13 protein-coding genes are annotated in these 17,685 nt (G+C 59.7%); all 13 read right to left on the bottom strand.

Annotation, left to right across the window (positions count from 1 at the left end):
• Positions 1–225: 225 nt before the first annotated feature.
• Complete coding sequence (gene eno / locus NE357_RS05700; RefSeq protein ID WP_007954808.1) at positions 226–1,515, bottom strand: phosphopyruvate hydratase; 1,290 nt, start codon at positions 1,513–1,515, stop codon at positions 226–228.
• Between the two features lie 156 nt (positions 1,516–1,671).
• A complete protein-coding gene (gene kdsA, locus NE357_RS05695) occupies positions 1,672–2,517 on the bottom strand; it encodes a 3-deoxy-8-phosphooctulonate synthase (protein ID WP_007954807.1) in 846 nt (281 codons plus the stop codon).
• A gap of 4 nt (positions 2,518–2,521) precedes the next feature.
• Positions 2,522–4,153, bottom strand: coding sequence for a CTP synthase (locus tag NE357_RS05690; protein WP_085697338.1), 1,632 nt, complete (start codon positions 4,151–4,153; stop codon positions 2,522–2,524).
• Positions 4,154–4,427: 274 nt separating this feature from the next.
• The gene (gene tilS, locus NE357_RS05685) at positions 4,428–5,756 is read right to left on the bottom strand and encodes a tRNA lysidine(34) synthetase TilS (protein WP_169429072.1); all 1,329 of its coding nucleotides are present in this window, start codon (positions 5,754–5,756) and stop codon (positions 4,428–4,430) included.
• 147 nt (positions 5,757–5,903) lie between these two features.
• Complete coding sequence (locus NE357_RS05680; protein WP_011332694.1) at positions 5,904–6,851, bottom strand: acetyl-CoA carboxylase carboxyltransferase subunit alpha; 948 nt, start codon at positions 6,849–6,851, stop codon at positions 5,904–5,906.
• A 139-nt stretch (positions 6,852–6,990) separates the two neighbouring features.
• The gene (dnaE, locus tag NE357_RS05675) at positions 6,991–10,512 is read right to left on the bottom strand and encodes a DNA polymerase III subunit alpha (protein ID WP_169429071.1); all 3,522 of its coding nucleotides are present in this window, start codon (positions 10,510–10,512) and stop codon (positions 6,991–6,993) included.
• Between the two features lie 76 nt (positions 10,513–10,588).
• The gene (gene rnhB / locus NE357_RS05670; protein ID WP_249314427.1) at positions 10,589–11,215 is read right to left on the bottom strand and encodes a ribonuclease HII; all 627 of its coding nucleotides are present in this window, start codon (positions 11,213–11,215) and stop codon (positions 10,589–10,591) included.
• A gap of 11 nt (positions 11,216–11,226) precedes the next feature.
• On the bottom strand, positions 11,227–12,357 hold the full coding sequence (gene lpxB, locus NE357_RS05665) for a lipid-A-disaccharide synthase (RefSeq protein ID WP_169429069.1): 1,131 nt from the start codon (positions 12,355–12,357) through the stop codon (positions 11,227–11,229).
• A 2-nt stretch (positions 12,358–12,359) separates the two neighbouring features.
• Positions 12,360–13,136 carry an acyl-ACP--UDP-N-acetylglucosamine O-acyltransferase gene (gene lpxA, locus NE357_RS05660; RefSeq protein WP_169429068.1) on the bottom strand — a complete coding sequence of 259 codons (777 nt, stop codon included), beginning with the start codon at positions 13,134–13,136 and terminating at the stop codon, positions 12,360–12,362.
• On the bottom strand, positions 13,133–13,573 hold the full coding sequence (gene fabZ / locus NE357_RS05655; protein WP_003222142.1) for a 3-hydroxyacyl-ACP dehydratase FabZ: 441 nt from the start codon (positions 13,571–13,573) through the stop codon (positions 13,133–13,135). Before fabZ ends, lpxA begins: the two co-directional genes overlap by 4 nt.
• Before the next feature lie 106 nt (positions 13,574–13,679).
• Entirely contained in the window at positions 13,680–14,735 is a 1,056-nt protein-coding gene (lpxD, locus tag NE357_RS05650) for a UDP-3-O-(3-hydroxymyristoyl)glucosamine N-acyltransferase (protein ID WP_169429067.1), read from the bottom strand.
• Positions 14,736–14,738: 3 nt separating this feature from the next.
• On the bottom strand, positions 14,739–15,242 hold the full coding sequence (locus NE357_RS05645) for an OmpH family outer membrane protein (RefSeq protein WP_003222140.1): 504 nt from the start codon (positions 15,240–15,242) through the stop codon (positions 14,739–14,741).
• Between the two features lie 45 nt (positions 15,243–15,287).
• Entirely contained in the window at positions 15,288–17,678 is a 2,391-nt protein-coding gene (bamA, locus tag NE357_RS05640; RefSeq protein WP_169429066.1) for an outer membrane protein assembly factor BamA, read from the bottom strand.
• Between the last annotated feature and the right edge of the window lie 7 nt (positions 17,679–17,685).

Below are 17,685 nucleotides of genomic sequence, written 5' to 3'. Positions count from 1 at the left end.
ATTAGTGGCAAATCCATCGCTGTCACGACTTTTCCGACACAATCCGGTGTCTTTTTAACATGTGTGCCTTGCTTCACCAATACGCTTCACTTTTGGCGAGTGACTGTTGCCGTCAAGCAAGGCGCCGCGACGAGTCATAGCGCGCTATGGCGAGGAGCGGCAACGCTGCGTGACGGCAACAGGCGCCGCCAAAATGAAGCAGTATTGGTGAGGCAGGGCACTTAATCAGCCGCGGAACTCGGAGCGACCGTTGTACTTGGCCTTGCCATTCAACTGCTCTTCGATACGCAGCAGTTGGTTGTACTTGGAAACGCGGTCGGAACGGCACAGCGAACCGGTCTTGATCTGGCCAGCCGAAGTGCCCACAGCCAGGTCGGCAATGGTCGAATCTTCGGTTTCGCCCGAACGGTGCGAGATCACGGCGGTGTAACCGGCAGCCTTGGCCATCTGGATGGCTTCCAGGGTTTCGGTCAGGGTGCCGATCTGGTTGAACTTGATCAGGATCGAGTTGGCGATCTTTTTATCGATGCCTTCTTTCAGGATCTTGGTGTTGGTCACGAACAGATCGTCGCCGACCAGTTGGGTCTTCTCGCCGATCTTGTCGGTAAGGATCTTCCAGCCAGCCCAGTCGGACTCGTCCAGACCGTCTTCGATCGAGATGATCGGGTAACGCTCGGTCAGACCTTTGAGGTAGTCGGCGAAACCTTCAGCGGTGAACACCTGGCCTTCGCCGGACAGGTTGTACTTGCCGTCTTCGAAGAATTCGCTGGCTGCGCAGTCCAGAGCCAGGGTCACGTCGGTGCCCAGCTTGTAGCCGGCGTTGGCGACAGCTTCGGAGATCACTTTCAGCGCGTCTTCATTGGAAGCCAGGTTCGGCGCGAAACCGCCTTCGTCACCCACAGCAGTGCTCAGGCCACGGGCCTTCAGAACGGCTTTCAGGTGATGGAAAATCTCGGTGCCCATGCGCAGACCTTCCGAGAAAGACTTGGCGCCAACCGGCTGAACCATGAATTCCTGGATGTCGACGTTGTTGTCGGCGTGTTCGCCGCCGTTGATGATGTTCATCATCGGAACCGGCATCGAGTACACACCCGGGGTGCCGTTCAGGTTGGCGATGTGTGCGTACAGCGGCAGGTCCTGATCCTGTGCAGCCGCCTTGGCCGCAGCCAGGGACACGGCGAGGATGGCGTTGGCGCCCAGGGTCGCTTTGTTTTCGGTACCGTCGAGCTTGATCATCGCGTGATCCAGGGCTTTCTGGTCGCTTGGGTCGGTGCCCAGCAGCAGATCGCGGATCGGACCGTTGATGTTGGCTACCGCCTTGAGCACGCCCTTGCCCAGGTAACGGCTCTTGTCGCCATCACGCAGCTCGAGCGCTTCACGCGAGCCAGTGGATGCACCGGACGGCGCGCAAGCGCTGCCGATGATGCCGTTGTCGAGAAGCACGTCCGCTTCCACGGTGGGATTGCCACGGGAGTCGAGAACTTCACGACCTTTGATGTCGACGATTTTTGCCATTGTTGTAAACACTCCAAAGTTGACGAAAACGACGCAGCTAGAGGAAATCTTTTGACCGTCGGCAAGTGGTGTGCAGCGGGCAGCTTGCAGACGACAACGCTCATACCCGAGGGCATGAGCGACAAATCGTGCGGTACTTTACCGGAGAATTGAGGTTTACGCGGTTTCTACCGTCGGAAAACTCTTCACCAGTTCGTCCAGGGCTTTGAGCTGGGCCAGGAATGGCTCCAGTTTGTCCAGACGCAAGGCGCAAGGGCCGTCGCATTTGGCGTTGTCCGGGTCCGGGTGCGCTTCGAGGAACAGACCCGCCAGCGACTGGCTCATGCCAGCCTTGGCCAGGTCGGTGACCTGGGCGCGGCGACCGCCGGCGGAGTCGGAACGACCGCCAGGCATTTGCAGCGAATGGGTCACGTCGAAGAATACCGGGTACTCGAACTGCTTCATGATGCCGAAGCCGAGCATGTCGACCACGAGGTTGTTGTAACCGAAGCTCGAACCGCGCTCGCAGAGGATCAACTGATCGTTACCCGCTTCCACGCACTTGTTCAGGATGTGTTTCATTTCCTGAGGCGCGAGGAACTGGGCTTTCTTGATGTTGATGACGGCATTGGTCTTGGCCATCGCGACGACCAGATCGGTCTGGCGCGACAGGAAGGCCGGCAGCTGGATGATGTCGCAGACCTCGGCGACGACCGCGGCCTGGTCAGGCTCGTGGACGTCGGTGATGATCGGCACGCCGAAGGCTTGTTTGATGTCCTGGAAGATGCGCATGCCCTCTTCCAGGCCAGGACCGCGATAGGAGGTCACAGAAGAACGGTTGGCCTTGTCGAAGCTGGCCTTGAACACATAAGGGATACCGAGTTTTTCGGTGACCTTCACATACTCTTCGCAAACCTGCATGGCCATGTCACGGCTTTCCAGCACGTTCATGCCGCCGAACAGCACCATGGGTTTGTCGTTGGCAATCTCGATGTCGCCGACGCGGATGATCTTCTGTGCCATCGGGTTACGCCTTCTTCTGGTGTTGAGCCAACGCTGCTTTCACGAAACCGCTGAACAGCGGGTGACCGTCACGCGGAGTCGAGGTGAATTCCGGGTGGAACTGGCAAGCGACGAACCATGGATGATCCGGTGCTTCGACCACTTCAACCAGCGCTGCATCGGAAGAGCGACCGGAGATTTTCAGGCCGGCCTCGATGATCTGCGGCAGCAGGTTGTTGTTCACTTCGTAACGGTGACGGTGACGCTCGACAATCACATCCTTGCCGTAGCAGTCGTGCACCTTGGAGCCGGGTTCGAGCAGGCATTCCTGAGCGCCGAGGCGCATGGTGCCGCCCAGGTCGGACGCTTCGGTACGCACTTCAACAGCACCGGTGGCGTCTTCCCACTCGGTGATCAGACCGACAACCGGATGGCCGCTGGCGCGATCAAACTCGGTGGAGTTTGCGTCTTTCCAGCCCAGCACGTTACGGGCGAACTCGATGACCGCCACTTGCATGCCCAGGCAGATCCCCAGGTACGGAACCTTGTTTTCGCGAGCGTATTGAACGGCAGTGATCTTGCCTTCCACGCCACGCAGACCGAAGCCGCCCGGTACGAGGATCGCGTCGACGCCTTCCAGCAGCGCAGTGCCCTGGTTCTCGATGTCTTCGGAATCGATGTAGCGCAGGTTGACCTTGGTACGGTTGGTGATGCCGGCGTGACTCATCGCTTCGATCAGCGACTTGTAGGCGTCCAGCAGTTCCATGTACTTGCCGACCATCGCGATGGTGACTTCGTGCTCCGGGTTCAGCTTGGCATCGACGACCTTTTCCCACTCGGACAGGTCGGCGCCATTGCATTGCAGGCCGAAACGCTCGACGACGAAATCGTCCAGACCCTGAGCGTGCAGCACGGCCGGGATCTTGTAGATGGTGTCGACGTCTTCCAGGGAGATCACCGCACGCTCTTCAACGTTGGTGAACAGCGCGATCTTGCGGCGCGACGACACATCCACCGGATGGTCGGAGCGGCAGATCAGCACGTCTGGCTGCAGACCGATCGAACGCAGTTCCTTCACGGAGTGCTGGGTCGGCTTGGTTTTGGTTTCGCCCGCGGTGGCGATGTACGGCACCAGAGTCAGGTGCATCAGCATCGCGCGCTTGGAACCGACTTCCACACGCAACTGGCGGATGGCTTCGAGGAACGGTTGCGATTCGATGTCGCCAACGGTACCGCCGATTTCCACCAGGGCCACGTCGGCATCGCCGGCACCCTTGATGATGCGACGCTTGATTTCGTCGGTGATGTGCGGAATCACCTGGATGGTTGCACCCAGGTAGTCACCACGGCGCTCTTTGCGCAGCACGTGCTCGTAGACACGGCCGGTGGTGAAGTTGTTGTTCTGGGTCATGGTCGTGCGGATGAACCGCTCGTAGTGGCCCAGGTCCAGGTCGGTCTCGGCGCCGTCGTGGGTGACGAACACTTCACCGTGCTGGAACGGGCTCATGGTGCCCGGGTCGACGTTGATGTACGGATCCAGCTTCAGCATGGTGACCTTAAGCCCCCGCGCCTCCAGGATGGCCGCCAATGAAGCCGATGCAATGCCTTTCCCCAAAGAAGAAACAACACCGCCCGTGACGAATATGTAGCGCGTCATGAAAAACCCTAGAAGTCTGCGTTAAAGCGGTCCGAGCCGCCGGGGAAAGCGAAGGAAGGCCGAAGCCCCCGATCACCTGCATTAATCACAGTGCACCTTTCAAAAAAACCGCCGCGTTGGGACAGACCGGAAGTGAAAACACCGGTACGTTGCTCGCTACACATTTTTTGGAATCGCCCAGCAAAGACTGCTTGGTAATCGGCAACTCCTGCAATTCAGGCGAATCCACAGAAGTTGTATCAAGAAGGGAGCGTAGTCTACCGGAATGCCCCCTTCATCTCAAACCTTGATCTTCGTCCGAAGGCTGCCAATGCAATCGCCAGCCTTCCAGCGCATTGCCGTCGAGCCCCGGCAGGTTCGCCACGGCGAGCAATTCTTCACCGCGAAACAGCAGCGGCAATCTGCCACGCACGAAGGCCGGCACCGCGCGCTCATTGAGCAGACGCTTGAGATCGCGATGTCCGCGATCCGTCAGATGCATCACTTCACCGCCCTGACGATAGCGGATCTGCAGTGCTCCTGCGGGAGTCTGACCGGTGAACATGACACGCCCGTTATCGGGCAAGCGTAGCGCCAGCGACGGCGCCTGCCAGTCGCCGCAGACCGCCGGCGTACGCAGCCAATGGCCGCTGAGCCACCACAGGCGACCGGCGCTGCGGTGCAACTCGCCATCAGCCAGACGCCAGACCGCCGAAGCATCGTTGCCGGCATCGCGCAGGTCCACCCAACCCGACCAATGGTCGGTGTCCGGCAGTCGCGTATGCGGTTCGAGCCAGTGACTGAGTGCATTTCGCTGGCGCGCAGCCGACAGTCCCGCCATGGCTGCAAGCTCCAGGGATGGCACTCCCAGCCATGCAAACTCGCTGGATGTCATCGCTGACTTCAGATCGATCTGCGCCAACTCATCAAGCAAGCCCTGCGCCTCGCGCAGATGTGCCGCACTGCGGGCCATGCTGGCGTGTGCCTGCGGCCAGCGACCGGTCAGCAGCGGCATGACCTGATGACGCAGGTAGTTGCGCGAGAACTGTCGATCCTGATTCGACGGGTCGTCTACCCAGTGCAGCTGATGTTCCTGCGCATAGGCTTCAAGTTCAGCACGCGTGACGTCGAGCAAGGGCCGAACCAGACTGCCCTGCCCCAGCGCACGCCGGGCTGGCATGCCGGAGAGACCCCGAACCCCGGCACCACGCAGCAGACGGAACAGCAGCGTTTCGGCTTGATCGTCGCGGTGCTGGCCAGTCAGCAACACATCATTGACCCGGGTTGCTGCACTGAACACCGCGTAACGCGCATCCCGCGCCGCGCGCTCCAGGCTGGCACCCTTTGGCACGGTGACGTGAACAACCGTCAATGGCACGCCCACGCCGTCACAGACAGACTGACAATGCTCCGGCCACGCATCCGCCACAGCCTGAAGGCCGTGATGGACATGGATGGCGCTTAGCAACGGAAGGGATTCGGTTTTGGCCAGAGTTGCCAGAAGGTGCAGCAGGACGGTGGAATCGAGGCCACCCGAGAAAGCGATACGCCAATGAGCCGCATCGAGCCAGGGCTTGAGACTGCCCAAAAGCCTGGAAGGTAAATCAATCGAGGGCTGACCCATTTTTCTACCTTTTCACAAACCAAAAGCGGGAGCGGGCTTGCTCGCGAAAGCGGTGAAACAGCCAACACAGTCGTTGAATGTTACATCGCATTCGCGGGCAAGCCCGCTCCCACAGTGTTTTGCGTTGTCAGCCAAAACGGCGTTCGATCAGAGGCCGTAGCTCATCAGACGATCATAACGACGCTTGAGCAGCGCTTCGTTGTCGAACTTCTTCAGCATCGCCAGTTGCGAGCTCAGCTCGGCGCGGATCGATGCTGCGGCAGCGGCCGGATCACGGTGGGCGCCGCCCAGAGGCTCGCTGATCACCTTGTCGACGATGCCCAGGCCTTTCAGACGCTCGGCGGTGATGCCCATCGCTTCAGCGGCATCCGGCGCCTTTTCTGCGGTTTTCCACAGAATCGAAGCGCAGCCTTCCGGCGAGATCACCGCGTAGGTCGAGTACTGCAGCATGTTCAGCTGGTCGCACACACCGATCGCCAGTGCACCGCCGGAACCACCTTCACCAATCACGGTGGCGATGATCGGGGTTTTCAGGCGGGCCATGACGCGCAGGTTCCAGGCAATCGCTTCGCTCTGGTTGCGCTCTTCAGCATCGATGCCAGGGTAGGCGCCCGGGGTGTCGATGAAGGTCAGGATCGGCATCTTGAAACGCTCGGCCATTTCCATCAGGCGGCACGCCTTGCGGTAGCCTTCCGGACGCGGCATGCCGAAGTTGCGGCGTACCTTTTCACGCACTTCACGGCCCTTCTGGTGACCGATCACCATCACTGGCTGGTCTTCCAGACGTGCCACGCCGCCTACAATGGCCGCGTCGTCGGAGAAGTGACGATCACCGTGCAGCTCGTCGAACTCGGTGAAGATGTGCTCGATGTAGTCCAGGGTGTAGGGACGTTTCGGGTGACGTGCCAGACGTGCGATCTGCCAGCTGGTCAGCTTGCCGAAGATGTCTTCGGTGAGCGTCTTGCTCTTGTCCTGCAGGCGGGAGATCTCATCGCCGATATTCAGCGAATTGTCATTACCGACCAAGCGCAACTCTTCGATCTTGGCTTGCAGGTCGGCGATCGGCTGTTCGAAATCCAGGAAATTCGGGTTCATAGGCGTCCGTCTTGGGTCGTGTCCCAATTGAGCTTGGGCCGGCCGGTTGTCTATTCGCGCCCTACCTTAAGGGAGAGGCGCGCTGAGGTCGAGATTAAAAATTCAGGTTGTGGGCAGGCGGCGTGTTCTCACCTGCCGGTCAACGGTATTGGAGGAAGACGTTGTCTCGCCCGAACTGGTCACGCAGGGCTTGAATCAAGGCATCCGCCGGGTCGATCCGCCAGGTCTCGCCAAACTGCAGCAAGGTCTTCGCATCAGGGCTGGTGTACTCCATGGTAATCGGGCACGCCCCGCGGTGACGCTTGAGCAAATCCCCCAACCAGCGTAGCTGATCGCCTTTCAGATCCTGGGTCTGCAACTTCAGGCGCAGGCTCTCGGCCAGGTTGGTGCGCGCATCTTCCATGCTCATCACCCGTTTGACCCGCAGGCGCAGGCCGCCGGAGAAGTCGTCGTTGCTGACCTCGCCTTCGACCACCACCATCGCATCGGTCTGCAACAGCGATTGCGCAGAATGGAACGCATCGGCAAACAGCGACGCCTCGATCCGCCCGGAGCGGTCGTCGAGGGTGATGAAGCCCATCTTGTCGCCCTTTTTGTTCTTCATCACCCGCAGGGCAATGATCATCCCCGCCACGGTCTGGGTGTCCCGGGCCGGTTTCAGATCGATGATGCGCTGGCGGGCGAAACGGCGGATTTCACCTTCGTATTCATCGATCGGGTGACCGGTCAGGTACAGGCCCAAGGTGTCTTTTTCACCTTTGAGCCGCTCCTTGAGGGTCAGCTCTTTCGCCTTGCGGTGGATCGCGTAAACGTCCGCGTCCTCTTCGACGAACAACCCGCCAAACAGGTCGGCATGGCCGCTGTCACGGGTACGGGCAGTCTGCTCGGCCGACTTGATCGCCTCTTCCATCGCCGCCAGCAACACCGCGCGGTTACGGTCGATGTTGGCCTGATACGCCTTCTGCTCGTCGTGGAAGTACGGGCCGAGGCGATCCAGCGCGCCGCTGCGGATCAGACCGTCCAGCGTGCGCTTGTTGATACGTTTGAGGTCGACCCGGGCGCAGAAGTCGAACAAGTCCTTGAACGGGCCGGCCTGACGAGCCTCGGTGATTGCTTCCACCGGGCCTTCGCCGACGCCTTTGATCGCGCCCAGGCCATACACGATGCGGCCTTCGTCGTTCACCGTGAACTTGAATTCCGACGTGTTCACGTCCGGCGCATCGAGGCGCAGCTTCATCGTGCGCACTTCCTCGATCAAGGTCACGACCTTGTCGGTGTTGTGCATATCCGCCGAAAGCACCGCAGCCATGAACGGCGCCGGGTAGTGAGCTTTCAGCCAGGCGGTCTGGTACGACACCAGACCGTAGGCGGCGGAGTGGGATTTGTTGAAGCCGTAACCGGCGAATTTTTCCACCAGGTCGAAAATGTTACCCGCCAGGTCCGCGTCGATATTGTTCGACGCACAGCCCTCAATGAAACCGCCGCGCTGCTTGGCCATTTCCTCGGGTTTTTTCTTACCCATCGCCCGACGCAGCATGTCCGCACCACCGAGGGTGTAACCGGCCATGACCTGGGCGATCTGCATCACCTGTTCCTGATACAGGATGATGCCGTAGGTCGGCGCCAGCACCGGTTGCAGGCCTTCGTACTGGTAATCCGGGTGCGGATACGCCAGTTCCGCGCGACCATGCTTGCGGTTGATGAAGTCATCCACCATGCCGGACTGCAGCGGGCCCGGACGGAACAGGGCCACCAGTGCGATCAAGTCTTCGAGGCAGTCGGGCTTGAGCTTTTTGATCAGCTCTTTCATGCCGCGGGATTCGAGCTGGAATACCGCGGTGGTTTCAGCTTTTTGCAGCAGTTGATACGTCGGCTTGTCATCCAGCGGGATGAACGCGATGTCCAGCGGCGGCTCGTTGACCTTGGCGCGGTCACGGTTGATGGTTTTCAGTGCCCAGTCGATGATCGTCAGGGTCCGCAGACCGAGGAAGTCGAACTTCACCAGACCGGCCGCCTCCACATCATCCTTGTCGAACTGGGTCACCAGACCGTCGCCGGCCTCGTCGCAATAAATCGGCGAGAAGTCGGTCAGTTTGGTCGGCGCGATCACCACACCACCGGCGTGTTTACCGACGTTACGCACCACGCCTTCGAGCTTGCGCGCCATCTCCCAGATTTCCGCCGCTTCTTCATCCACCTTGATGAAGTCGCGCAGGATTTCTTCCTGCTCGTAGGCTTTTTCCAGGGTCATGCCGACTTCGAACGGAATCATCTTCGACAGGCGATCCGCCAGGCCGAACGACTTGCCTTGGGCCCGCGCCACGTCTCGCACCACAGCCTTCGCCGCCATGGAACCGAAAGTGATGATCTGGCTCACCGCATTGCGGCCGTATTTTTCGGCCACATAATCGATTACCCGGTCGCGACCGTCCATGCAGAAGTCGACGTCGAAGTCCGGCATCGATACCCGTTCCGGGTTGAGGAAACGTTCGAACAGCAGGTCATATTCCAGCGGGTCGAGGTCGGTGATCTTCTGTACATAGGCCACCAGCGATCCGGCACCCGACCCCCGGCCAGGGCCCACCGGCACACCGTTGTTCTTGGCCCACTGGATAAAGTCCATCACGATCAGGAAGTAACCGGGGAACCCCATCTGGATGATGATATCCAGCTCGAAATTCAGCCGGTCGACGTAGACCTGTCGCTTGGCCTCGTAATCTTCAGTGGTGTCCTTGGGCAGCAGTACGCTGAGACGCTCTTCCAGACCGTCAAACGATACCTTGCGGAAATACTCGTCGATGGTCATGCCATCGGGAATCGGATAGTCCGGCAGGAAGTGTTTGCCCAGCTTCACGTCGATGTTGCAGCGCTTGGCGATCTCGACGGTGTTTTCCACCGCATCCGGCAAGTCGCTGAACAGCTCGGCCATTTCCTCGGCGCTTTTCAGGTACTGCTGATCACTGTAGTTCTTCGAACGCCGCGGGTCGTCGAGGGCCCGGCCCTCACCGATGCAGACGCGGGTTTCGTGGGCGGCGAAGTCTTCCTGCTTGATGAAGCGCACATCGTTGGTAGCGACCAGTGGCGCACCGAGCTTCTCGGCCAGGGCCACGGCACCGTGCAGTTGCTCTTCGTCGTTCGGACGGTTGGTACGCTGGATTTCCAGATAAAAACGATCCGGGAACACCGACATCCACTCGCGGGTGAGGGCCTCGGCCTCGGCGGGGTTGCCGCCGATCATGGCCATGCCGATCTCGCCTTCTTTGGCGGCGGACAGCATGATCAGGCCTTCGTTGGCCTCGGCGACCCATTCGCGCTCGATGATGACCATGCCGTTGCGCTGACCGTCGATGAAGCCACGGGAAATCAGCTCGGTGAGGTTGCGATAGCCCTGGGCATTCATGACCAGCAGACTGATCCGGCTCAACGGCCCGTCCGGATCCTTGTTCGACAGCCACAGGTCGGCGCCGCAGATCGGTTTGATTCCCGCGCCCATGGCGTTTTTATAGAACTTGACCAGCGAACACATGTTGTTCTGGTCGGTAACCGCAACGGCCGGCATGCCCATACCGGTCAGGGCCTTGACCAGCGGCTTGATCCGCACCAGCCCGTCGACCAGGGAGTATTCAGTGTGCAGGCGTAGATGAACGAATGAAGCCGGCATAGTGATCCTGTCCAGTTACATAGAAACAACAAGGCCCGGATTGTACCGGGCCCAGAATAAAACATCAGCCTCGCCGCTAAACCGGCGTGAGACCTTCCAGCGCCTCGTAAGCCTGTCGCACCGGGGCAAACGAACGGCGATGAATCGGCGTCGGCCCGAGGCGCACCAGCGCTTCCAGATGAACGGGGGTCGGGTAGCCTTTGTGGCCACCGATGCCATAACCCGGATAAATCAACTCGAACGCCGCCATCTCACGGTCGCGGCTGACCTTGGCCAGAATCGACGCCGCCGCAATGGCCGGAACCTTGCTGTCGCCCTTGACCACCGCTTCGGAACGCATCGGCAGTTTCGGGCAACGGTTGCCGTCGATCATCGCCAGTTTCGGCTGGATGTGCAGGCCGGCCACCGCACGCTGCATCGCCAGCATGGTGGCGTGCAGAATGTTCAGTTCGTCGATCTCTTCGACCTCGGCGCGGGCGATGCACCAGCTCAGCGCCTTTTCGCAGATTTCGTCGTAGAGCTTTTCCCGCCTGGCTTCGGTGAGTTTTTTCGAGTCGTTGAGACCGATAATCGGACGGTTCGGATCGAGGATGACCGCCGCCGTGACGACTGCACCGCACAACGGGCCGCGACCGACTTCATCAACGCCGGCCACCAGTTCTTCGACTTCGGCGACCAGGGTGAAATCCAGGCCCATCTGCATGCTTGTCTTGCTCATCGTTTTTGCCCGATCAGGTTCAGAACGGCGTCAGCCGCCTGATTGGAGGCGTCCAGACGCAGGGTGCGGTGGATTTCGTCGAAGCCACGAGTCTGTTCTTCACCGCCGTCGATCAGCGGCGAAAGGGTCTGGGCCAGTGCCTCGACCGTCGCATCATCCTGCAACAATTCCGGCACCAACAGTCGCTGGGCCAGCAGGTTGGGCAGAGAGACGTACGGGCTCTTGACCATGCGCTTGAGAATCCAGTACGTCAGCGGCGCAAGACGGTAGGCCACGACCATCGGGCGCTTGTACAGCAGCGCCTCAAGGGTCGCCGTACCCGACGCGATCAGGACCGCGTTGCACGCGGCCAACGCCAGGTGGGACTTGCCGTCGAGCAGGGTCACTGGCAGGTCGCGACCGGCCAGCAACGCTTCAAGCTGGGCCCGACGTTCGGGGTTGGCGCACGGCATGACAAAGCGCAGCCCCGGGCGCATGGCACGCAGGCGTTCGGCGGTATCGAGGAACAGCGCACCCAGACGACTGACTTCGCCGCCGCGGCTGCCCGGCATCAAAGCCACCAGCGGGCCGTCAGACAGCCCCAGCTCGGCACGCGCGGACGCACGATCAGCCTCCAGTGGAATGGTATCGGCCAGCGTATGACCGACGAACCGCACCGGCACGCCCTTCTCTTCGTAAAACTTTGCTTCGAACGGCAACAACGTGAGCATCAGGTCGCAGCCTTCGCGGATCTTCAGCACCCGCTTCTGCCGCCAGGCCCATACCGAAGGGCTGACGTAGTGCACGGTCTTGATCCCGGCCTGACGCAGTTTGAGTTCGATATTGAGGTTGAAATCCGGTGCATCAATGCCGATGAAGGCATCCGGTTTTTCGGCGATCAGCGTGGCGATCAGGTCCTTGCGGCGCTTGAGCAACTCGCGCAACCGCCCCAGGACTTCCACCAGCCCCATGACCGACAGACGTTCCATCGGAAAATAGGAGGTCAGGCCTTCGGCCTGCATCAGCGGACCGCCGACTCCGATGAACTCCACCGCAGGATGCTGTGCCTTGAGGGCGCGCATGAGACCGGCGCCCAGAATGTCACCGGAAGCCTCCCCCGCCACCAGCGCAATACGCAGATTGGCCATGGTCAGCGGGTGATGCCGCGGGTCGACGACTGGATGGAGTCACGGAACATCGCGACTTCCGGGAACTGTGCAGACGGCTCGGCCAGTTCGGCCAGCGCCTGTTCGACGGTCAGGCCCTGGCGATACACCGTTTTGTACGCCCGGCGCAGGGCGTGAATGGCGTCTTCGCTGAAACCGCGACGGCGCATGCCCTCGAAGTTCATGCTGCGCGCTTCGGCCGGGTTGCCGAATACGGTAACGAACGCAGGAACGTCCTTGCCGATCGCTGTGCCCATGCCGGAAAAGCTGTGGGCGCCAATGTGGCAATACTGATGCACCAGGGTGAAACCGGACAGAATTGCCCAGTCATCAACGTGCACATGGCCGGCCAACGCAGTGTTGTTGACCAGGATGCAATGGTTGCCGATGACACTGTCGTGACCGATGTGGGCATAGGCCATGATCAGGTTATGGTCGCCCAGCGTGGTTTCGGAACGATCCTGAACCGTGCCACGGTGAATCGTCACGCCTTCTCGGATCACGTTATGGTCGCCGATCACCAGACGGGTGTCTTCGCCCTTGTACTTGAGATCCGGCGTGTCTTCGCCTACCGAGGAAAACTGGTAGATGCGGTTGTGCTTGCCGATTCGGGTTGGACCTTTGAGGATCACGTGAGGCCCGATCACTGTTCCCTCGCCGACTTCCACACCTGCGCCGATGATCGACCACGGGCCGACCTCGACACCCTCGGCCAGTACGGCCGAAGGATCGATGATTGCGCGAGGGTCAATCAAACTCATAGCTTGCGTTCCGCGCAGATGATTTCAGCGGAGCAGACCGGCTTGCCATCGACCGAAGCCTGGCATTCGAACTTCCAGATCTGGCGTTTGCAGCTGATGAACTTGGCTTCGAGGATCAACTGGTCACCCGGCAGCACTGGCTGACGGAAACGCAGTTTGTCGGAACCGACGAAATAGTAGAGGGTGCCATCGGCCGGTTTCACATCGAGCATCTTGAAACCAAGGATCCCGGCAGCCTGAGCCATCGCTTCGATAATCAGCACGCCCGGCATGATCGGGTGGGCCGGGAAGTGACCATTGAAGAACGGTTCGTTGATGCTGACATTCTTGTAGGCGCGAATGCGCTTGCCTTCCGTATCCAACTCCACTACCCGGTCCACCAGCAGGAACGGGTAACGGTGAGGCAGGTATTCGCGAATCTCGTTGATGTCCATCATTTCGGGGGGAAGCCTATGTAAAGATTGGGAGCGCGACTGACGCGCACTCCTCTAGCAAATCAAGGAGGCAGTCCAGAGGCTGTGCACACTTGATATGGAAATGGTATCAGCCTTCAGATGAAGCATTGCCGCCAGGGGTCACTTCCCCTACGCGCTTTTCAAGCTGTTTCAAACGCCGCGCGAGGTCATCGAGCTGACGAATGCGCGCCGCGCTTTTACGCCATTCGGCAGCCGGCTGCATGGCTGTACCGGAAGAGTAGGCACCCGGCTCGGTGATCGAGTGGGTAACCATGGTCATTCCAGTCAGGAAAACGTTGTCACAAATATCGATGTGCCCTACCAGGCCGACACCCCCGGCGAGCATGCAGTGCTTGCCGATTTTGGTGCTGCCCGAAATCCCCACGCACGCGGCCATGGCGGTGTGATCACCGACCTGTACGTTGTGGGCGATCTGAATCTGGTTGTCGAGCTTCACGCCGTTGCCGATCACGGTGTCGGCCAGCGCACCGCGGTCGATGGCGGTATTAACGCCGATCTCCACATCGTCGCCGATGGTCACGCCACCGATCTGGGCGATTTTCTGCCAGATGCCTTTCTCGTTGGCAAAGCCGAAGCCTTCACCGCCGAGCACGGCACCGGACTGAATCACCACTCGCTTGCCGATACGCACATCGTGATACAGCGTCACCCGCGGAGCCAGCCAGCCGCCCTCGCCGATTTCGCTACGGGCACCGACGACGCAATGCGCGCCGAGGGTTACACCGGCCCCAATCCGCGCACCCGCCTCGATCACCACAAAGGGACCGATGCAGGCAGTCGGATCAACGACGGCGTCCGGCGCGATCACCGCACTCGGGTGGATACCGGCAGTGGATTTCGGCTTCGGATCGAACAGGTGGGAAATACGGGCATAAGCCAGGTAAGGATCCGGCACCACCAGTGCATTCCCGGCATAGCCTTCGGCGTCGGCTGCCTTGAGCAACAGCGCTGCGGCTTGGGAGCCGGCCAGGTATTTGCGGTATTGAGGGTTTGCCAGAAAGCTCAACTGAGCTGGGCCAGCCTCCTGCAAGGTGGCTAGCCCAGTAATTTGCTGCTCGGGATCGCCACTCAGGGTGGCGCCGAGGAACTCGGCCAACTGGCCGAGCTTGATAGTCACGGTCATGGGTTACTTCAGCTGATTCATGCGCTCGATAACCTGGCGCGTGATGTCGTACTGAGGTTTGACATCGATGACTGCGCCACGCTCGAACACCAGGTCAAAACCACCTTTCTTGATGACTTCTTCCACTGCGCTATCCAGTTTCGGCTTCAGTTGCTTGAGCATTTCGCGGTCAGCAACGGCCTTGGCTTCGTTCAGCTCCTTGGACTGGAACTGGAAGTCCCGGGCCTTTTGCTTGAATTCCAGCTCCAGACGCTCACGCTCGCCCTGCTGCATCTTGTCGCCACCGGCCATCAGGCGATCCTGAATACCCTTGGCGCTGCTTTCCAGCGTCTTGAGCTTGGTCAGTTGCGGGCCGAACTTCTTCTCGGCATCCACGGCGTACTTCTTCGCCGCATCGGATTCCAGCAGTGCCATTTGATAGTTCAGAACAGCGATTTTCATGTCGGCAAACGCCGGGCCTGCCACCAGTACGGAGGCCAGGAGAACCAATTGAGTCAACTTACGCACGATGCACTCCTACAAAATCCATTGTCGTTATCTTGGGTCAGACGCTTAGAACGTCTGGCCGAGGGAGAATTGGAACACTTGAGTTTCAGCGTTATCCGGTTTCTTGACCGGCGTGGCCAGCGCGAAGCTCAAAGGACCCAGTGCGGTAACCCAGGTCACGCCGACACCGACGGAACTGGCCATGTTGCTGAAGCTGATGTCGTTGCACTGCGTCTTGGACTTGGTGATGCCGTCAGTGTTGAGTGTCTGCTGGCACTTGGAGTCGAAAACGTTACCCACATCCCAGAACACGGAAGTACGCAGCGAACGCTGATCCTTGACGAACGGCATCGGGAACAGGACTTCCACACCACCTTGGATCAGGACGTTGCCACCGAACGGCAGCGGATCCTGGTCCGGGTCTGCGATCGTGCCGACGTTACCGGTCTTATCCTTACCACGGCTAGGCGTACTGCGTGGACCCAAGGTGCTGTCCTTGAAGCCGCGAACCGAGTTGAAACCACCAGCATAGTAGTTTTCATAGAACGGCAAGCCATCGGTCGAACCGTAACCATCACCATAGCCCAGCTCGGTGTGCAGACGCAGGGTGTAGTTCTCGGTGATCGGCTGGAACAGCTGACCACGGTAGTCGAGTTTGTAGAACGACAGGTCGCTGCCCGGAATGGTGCTTTCCAGGGTCAGGCTCTGGGAACGACCACGGGTCGGCAGCACGCCTTTGTTCAGGGTCGATTCAGACCAGCCGGCCGACGCCTTGAAGTTCAGGTACTGGTCGCCTTCGCGGTTCACGAAGTCGAAAATCTCGTCGACGGTGTACTGACCGGTCTTGATCTTGTCCTGTTGCGCGGACAGGCCGAAGGTCAGACGCGAAGTCTCGCTGATCGGGTAACCGACGTTCACGCCGGCACCCAGGCTGTCTACCGCATAGCTTGCTACGTCGACGTCGAGGTCTTTGTAGTCGGTGGTGCGATAGAACGCGTTGTAGCCCAGGCTCACGCCGTCGGCGGTCCAGTAGGGGTCAACGTAGCCGAAGTTGTAGCGGCTCTGGTATTCACTACGGGTGAGGCCGACGCTGACGCGGTTACCGGTACCCAGGAAGTTGTTCTGGGTGATAGAACCACCGAGGATCAGACCGGCGCTCTGGGCAAAACCGACGCTGGCGGTGATCGAACCGGAAGCCTGCTCTTCAACGGCATAGTTCACGTCAACCTGGTCGTCGACACCTGGAACAGCCGGGGTCTCGACGTTGACTTCCTTGAAGAAGCCCAGACGTTCAAGACGGGTCTTGGACTGGTCGATCAGGTAGGTAGAAGCCCAGCCGCCTTCCATCTGGCGCATTTCACGACGCAGCACTTCGTCCTCGGACTTGGTGTTGCCACGGAAGTTGATACGGTTGACGTAGGCACGCTTGCCTGGATCTACAGCGAACAGGATGTCCACGGTGTGGTCATCGTCGTGCGGCTGCGGAACACCGTTGACGTTGGCGAAGGTGTAGCCCTCGTTGCCCAGACGACGGGTAATCAGTTCCGAGGTGGTGGTCATCAGCTTGCGCGAGAAAACCTGACCTTTCTGCACCAGCAGCAGGGACTTGACCTGGTCTTCAGGCACTTTCAGGTCACCACTGAGCTTGACGTCACGAACGGTGTACTTCTCGCCTTCGTTGACGTTGACAGTGATATAGACGTGCTTTTTGTCCGGAGTAATGGAAACCTGGGTCGAAGCGATATCCATGTTGATATAGCCGCGGTCCAGGTAGTAGGAACGCAGACGCTCCAGGTCACCGGAAAGCTTTTCACGGGCGTATTTGTCGTCGTTCTTGAAGAACGACAGCCAGTTGGTGGTTTTCAGCTCGAACAGGTCGACCAGGTCTTCCTCGGGGAAAACCGTGTTGCCCACCACGTTGATATGCTGAATGGCAGCAACGGTGCCTTCGTTGATCTTCACTTTCAGGCCGACACGGTTACGCGGCTGCGATACCACTTCGGTATCGACGGTAGCCGAGTAACGACCTTGCGCAACGTACTGACGTTGCAGCTCGTTACGCACGCCTTCGAGGGTCGCGCGCTGGAAGATCTCGCCTTCGGCCAGACCGGATTGCTTGAGGCCCTTCATCAGGTCTTCGGTGGAGATCGCCTTGTTGCCTTCGATCTCGATGCTTGCGACCGATGGACGTTCGACGACGGTGATCACCAGAACGTTGCCTTCGCGGCCCAGCTGGATATCTTGAAAGAAACCGGTTTTGAACAACGCACGAGTGGATTCCACCAGGCGACGATCATCCGCCTGCTCGCCGACGTTCAACGGCAAGGCACCAAAGACGCTACCCGCGGAGACCCGCTGGAGGCCGTTGACGCGAATATCAGAGATAGTGAAGGACTCGGCGTGAACTTCGGCGATCATCAATACGGTGAGAACCGCAGTTAGCAGCAGACGTTTCATGAAGTCC

It is taken from the genome of Pseudomonas sp. G7(2022), assembly GCF_052660475.1.
The sequence above is the reverse complement of the archived record's forward strand: the minus strand, read 5'-3'. Positions and strand labels throughout refer to the sequence as shown.

Bases quoted from the DNA above. Each gene is read 5' to 3' on its own strand.
- lpxA (WP_169429068.1), bottom strand. From the start codon at position 13,136: ATGAGTTTGATTGACCCTCGCGCAATCATCGATCCTTCGGCCGTACTG.
- lpxD (WP_169429067.1), bottom strand. From the start codon at position 14,735: ATGACCGTGACTATCAAGCTCGGCCAGTTGGCCGAGTTCCTCGGCGCC.
- fabZ (WP_003222142.1), bottom strand. From the start codon at position 13,573: ATGATGGACATCAACGAGATTCGCGAATACCTGCCTCACCGTTACCCG.
- NE357_RS05690 (WP_085697338.1), bottom strand. From the start codon at position 4,153: ATGACGCGCTACATATTCGTCACGGGCGGTGTTGTTTCTTCTTTGGGG.
- eno (WP_007954808.1), bottom strand. From the start codon at position 1,515: ATGGCAAAAATCGTCGACATCAAAGGTCGTGAAGTTCTCGACTCCCGT.
- kdsA (WP_007954807.1), bottom strand. From the start codon at position 2,517: ATGGCACAGAAGATCATCCGCGTCGGCGACATCGAGATTGCCAACGAC.
- bamA (WP_169429066.1), bottom strand. From the start codon at position 17,678: ATGAAACGTCTGCTGCTAACTGCGGTTCTCACCGTATTGATGATCGCC.
- lpxB (WP_169429069.1), bottom strand. From the start codon at position 12,357: ATGGCCAATCTGCGTATTGCGCTGGTGGCGGGGGAGGCTTCCGGTGAC.
- NE357_RS05680 (WP_011332694.1), bottom strand. From the start codon at position 6,851: ATGAACCCGAATTTCCTGGATTTCGAACAGCCGATCGCCGACCTGCAA.
- rnhB (WP_249314427.1), bottom strand. From the start codon at position 11,215: ATGCAGATGGGCCTGGATTTCACCCTGGTCGCCGAAGTCGAAGAACTG.
- tilS (WP_169429072.1), bottom strand. From the start codon at position 5,756: ATGGGTCAGCCCTCGATTGATTTACCTTCCAGGCTTTTGGGCAGTCTC.
- dnaE (WP_169429071.1), bottom strand. From the start codon at position 10,512: ATGCCGGCTTCATTCGTTCATCTACGCCTGCACACTGAATACTCCCTG.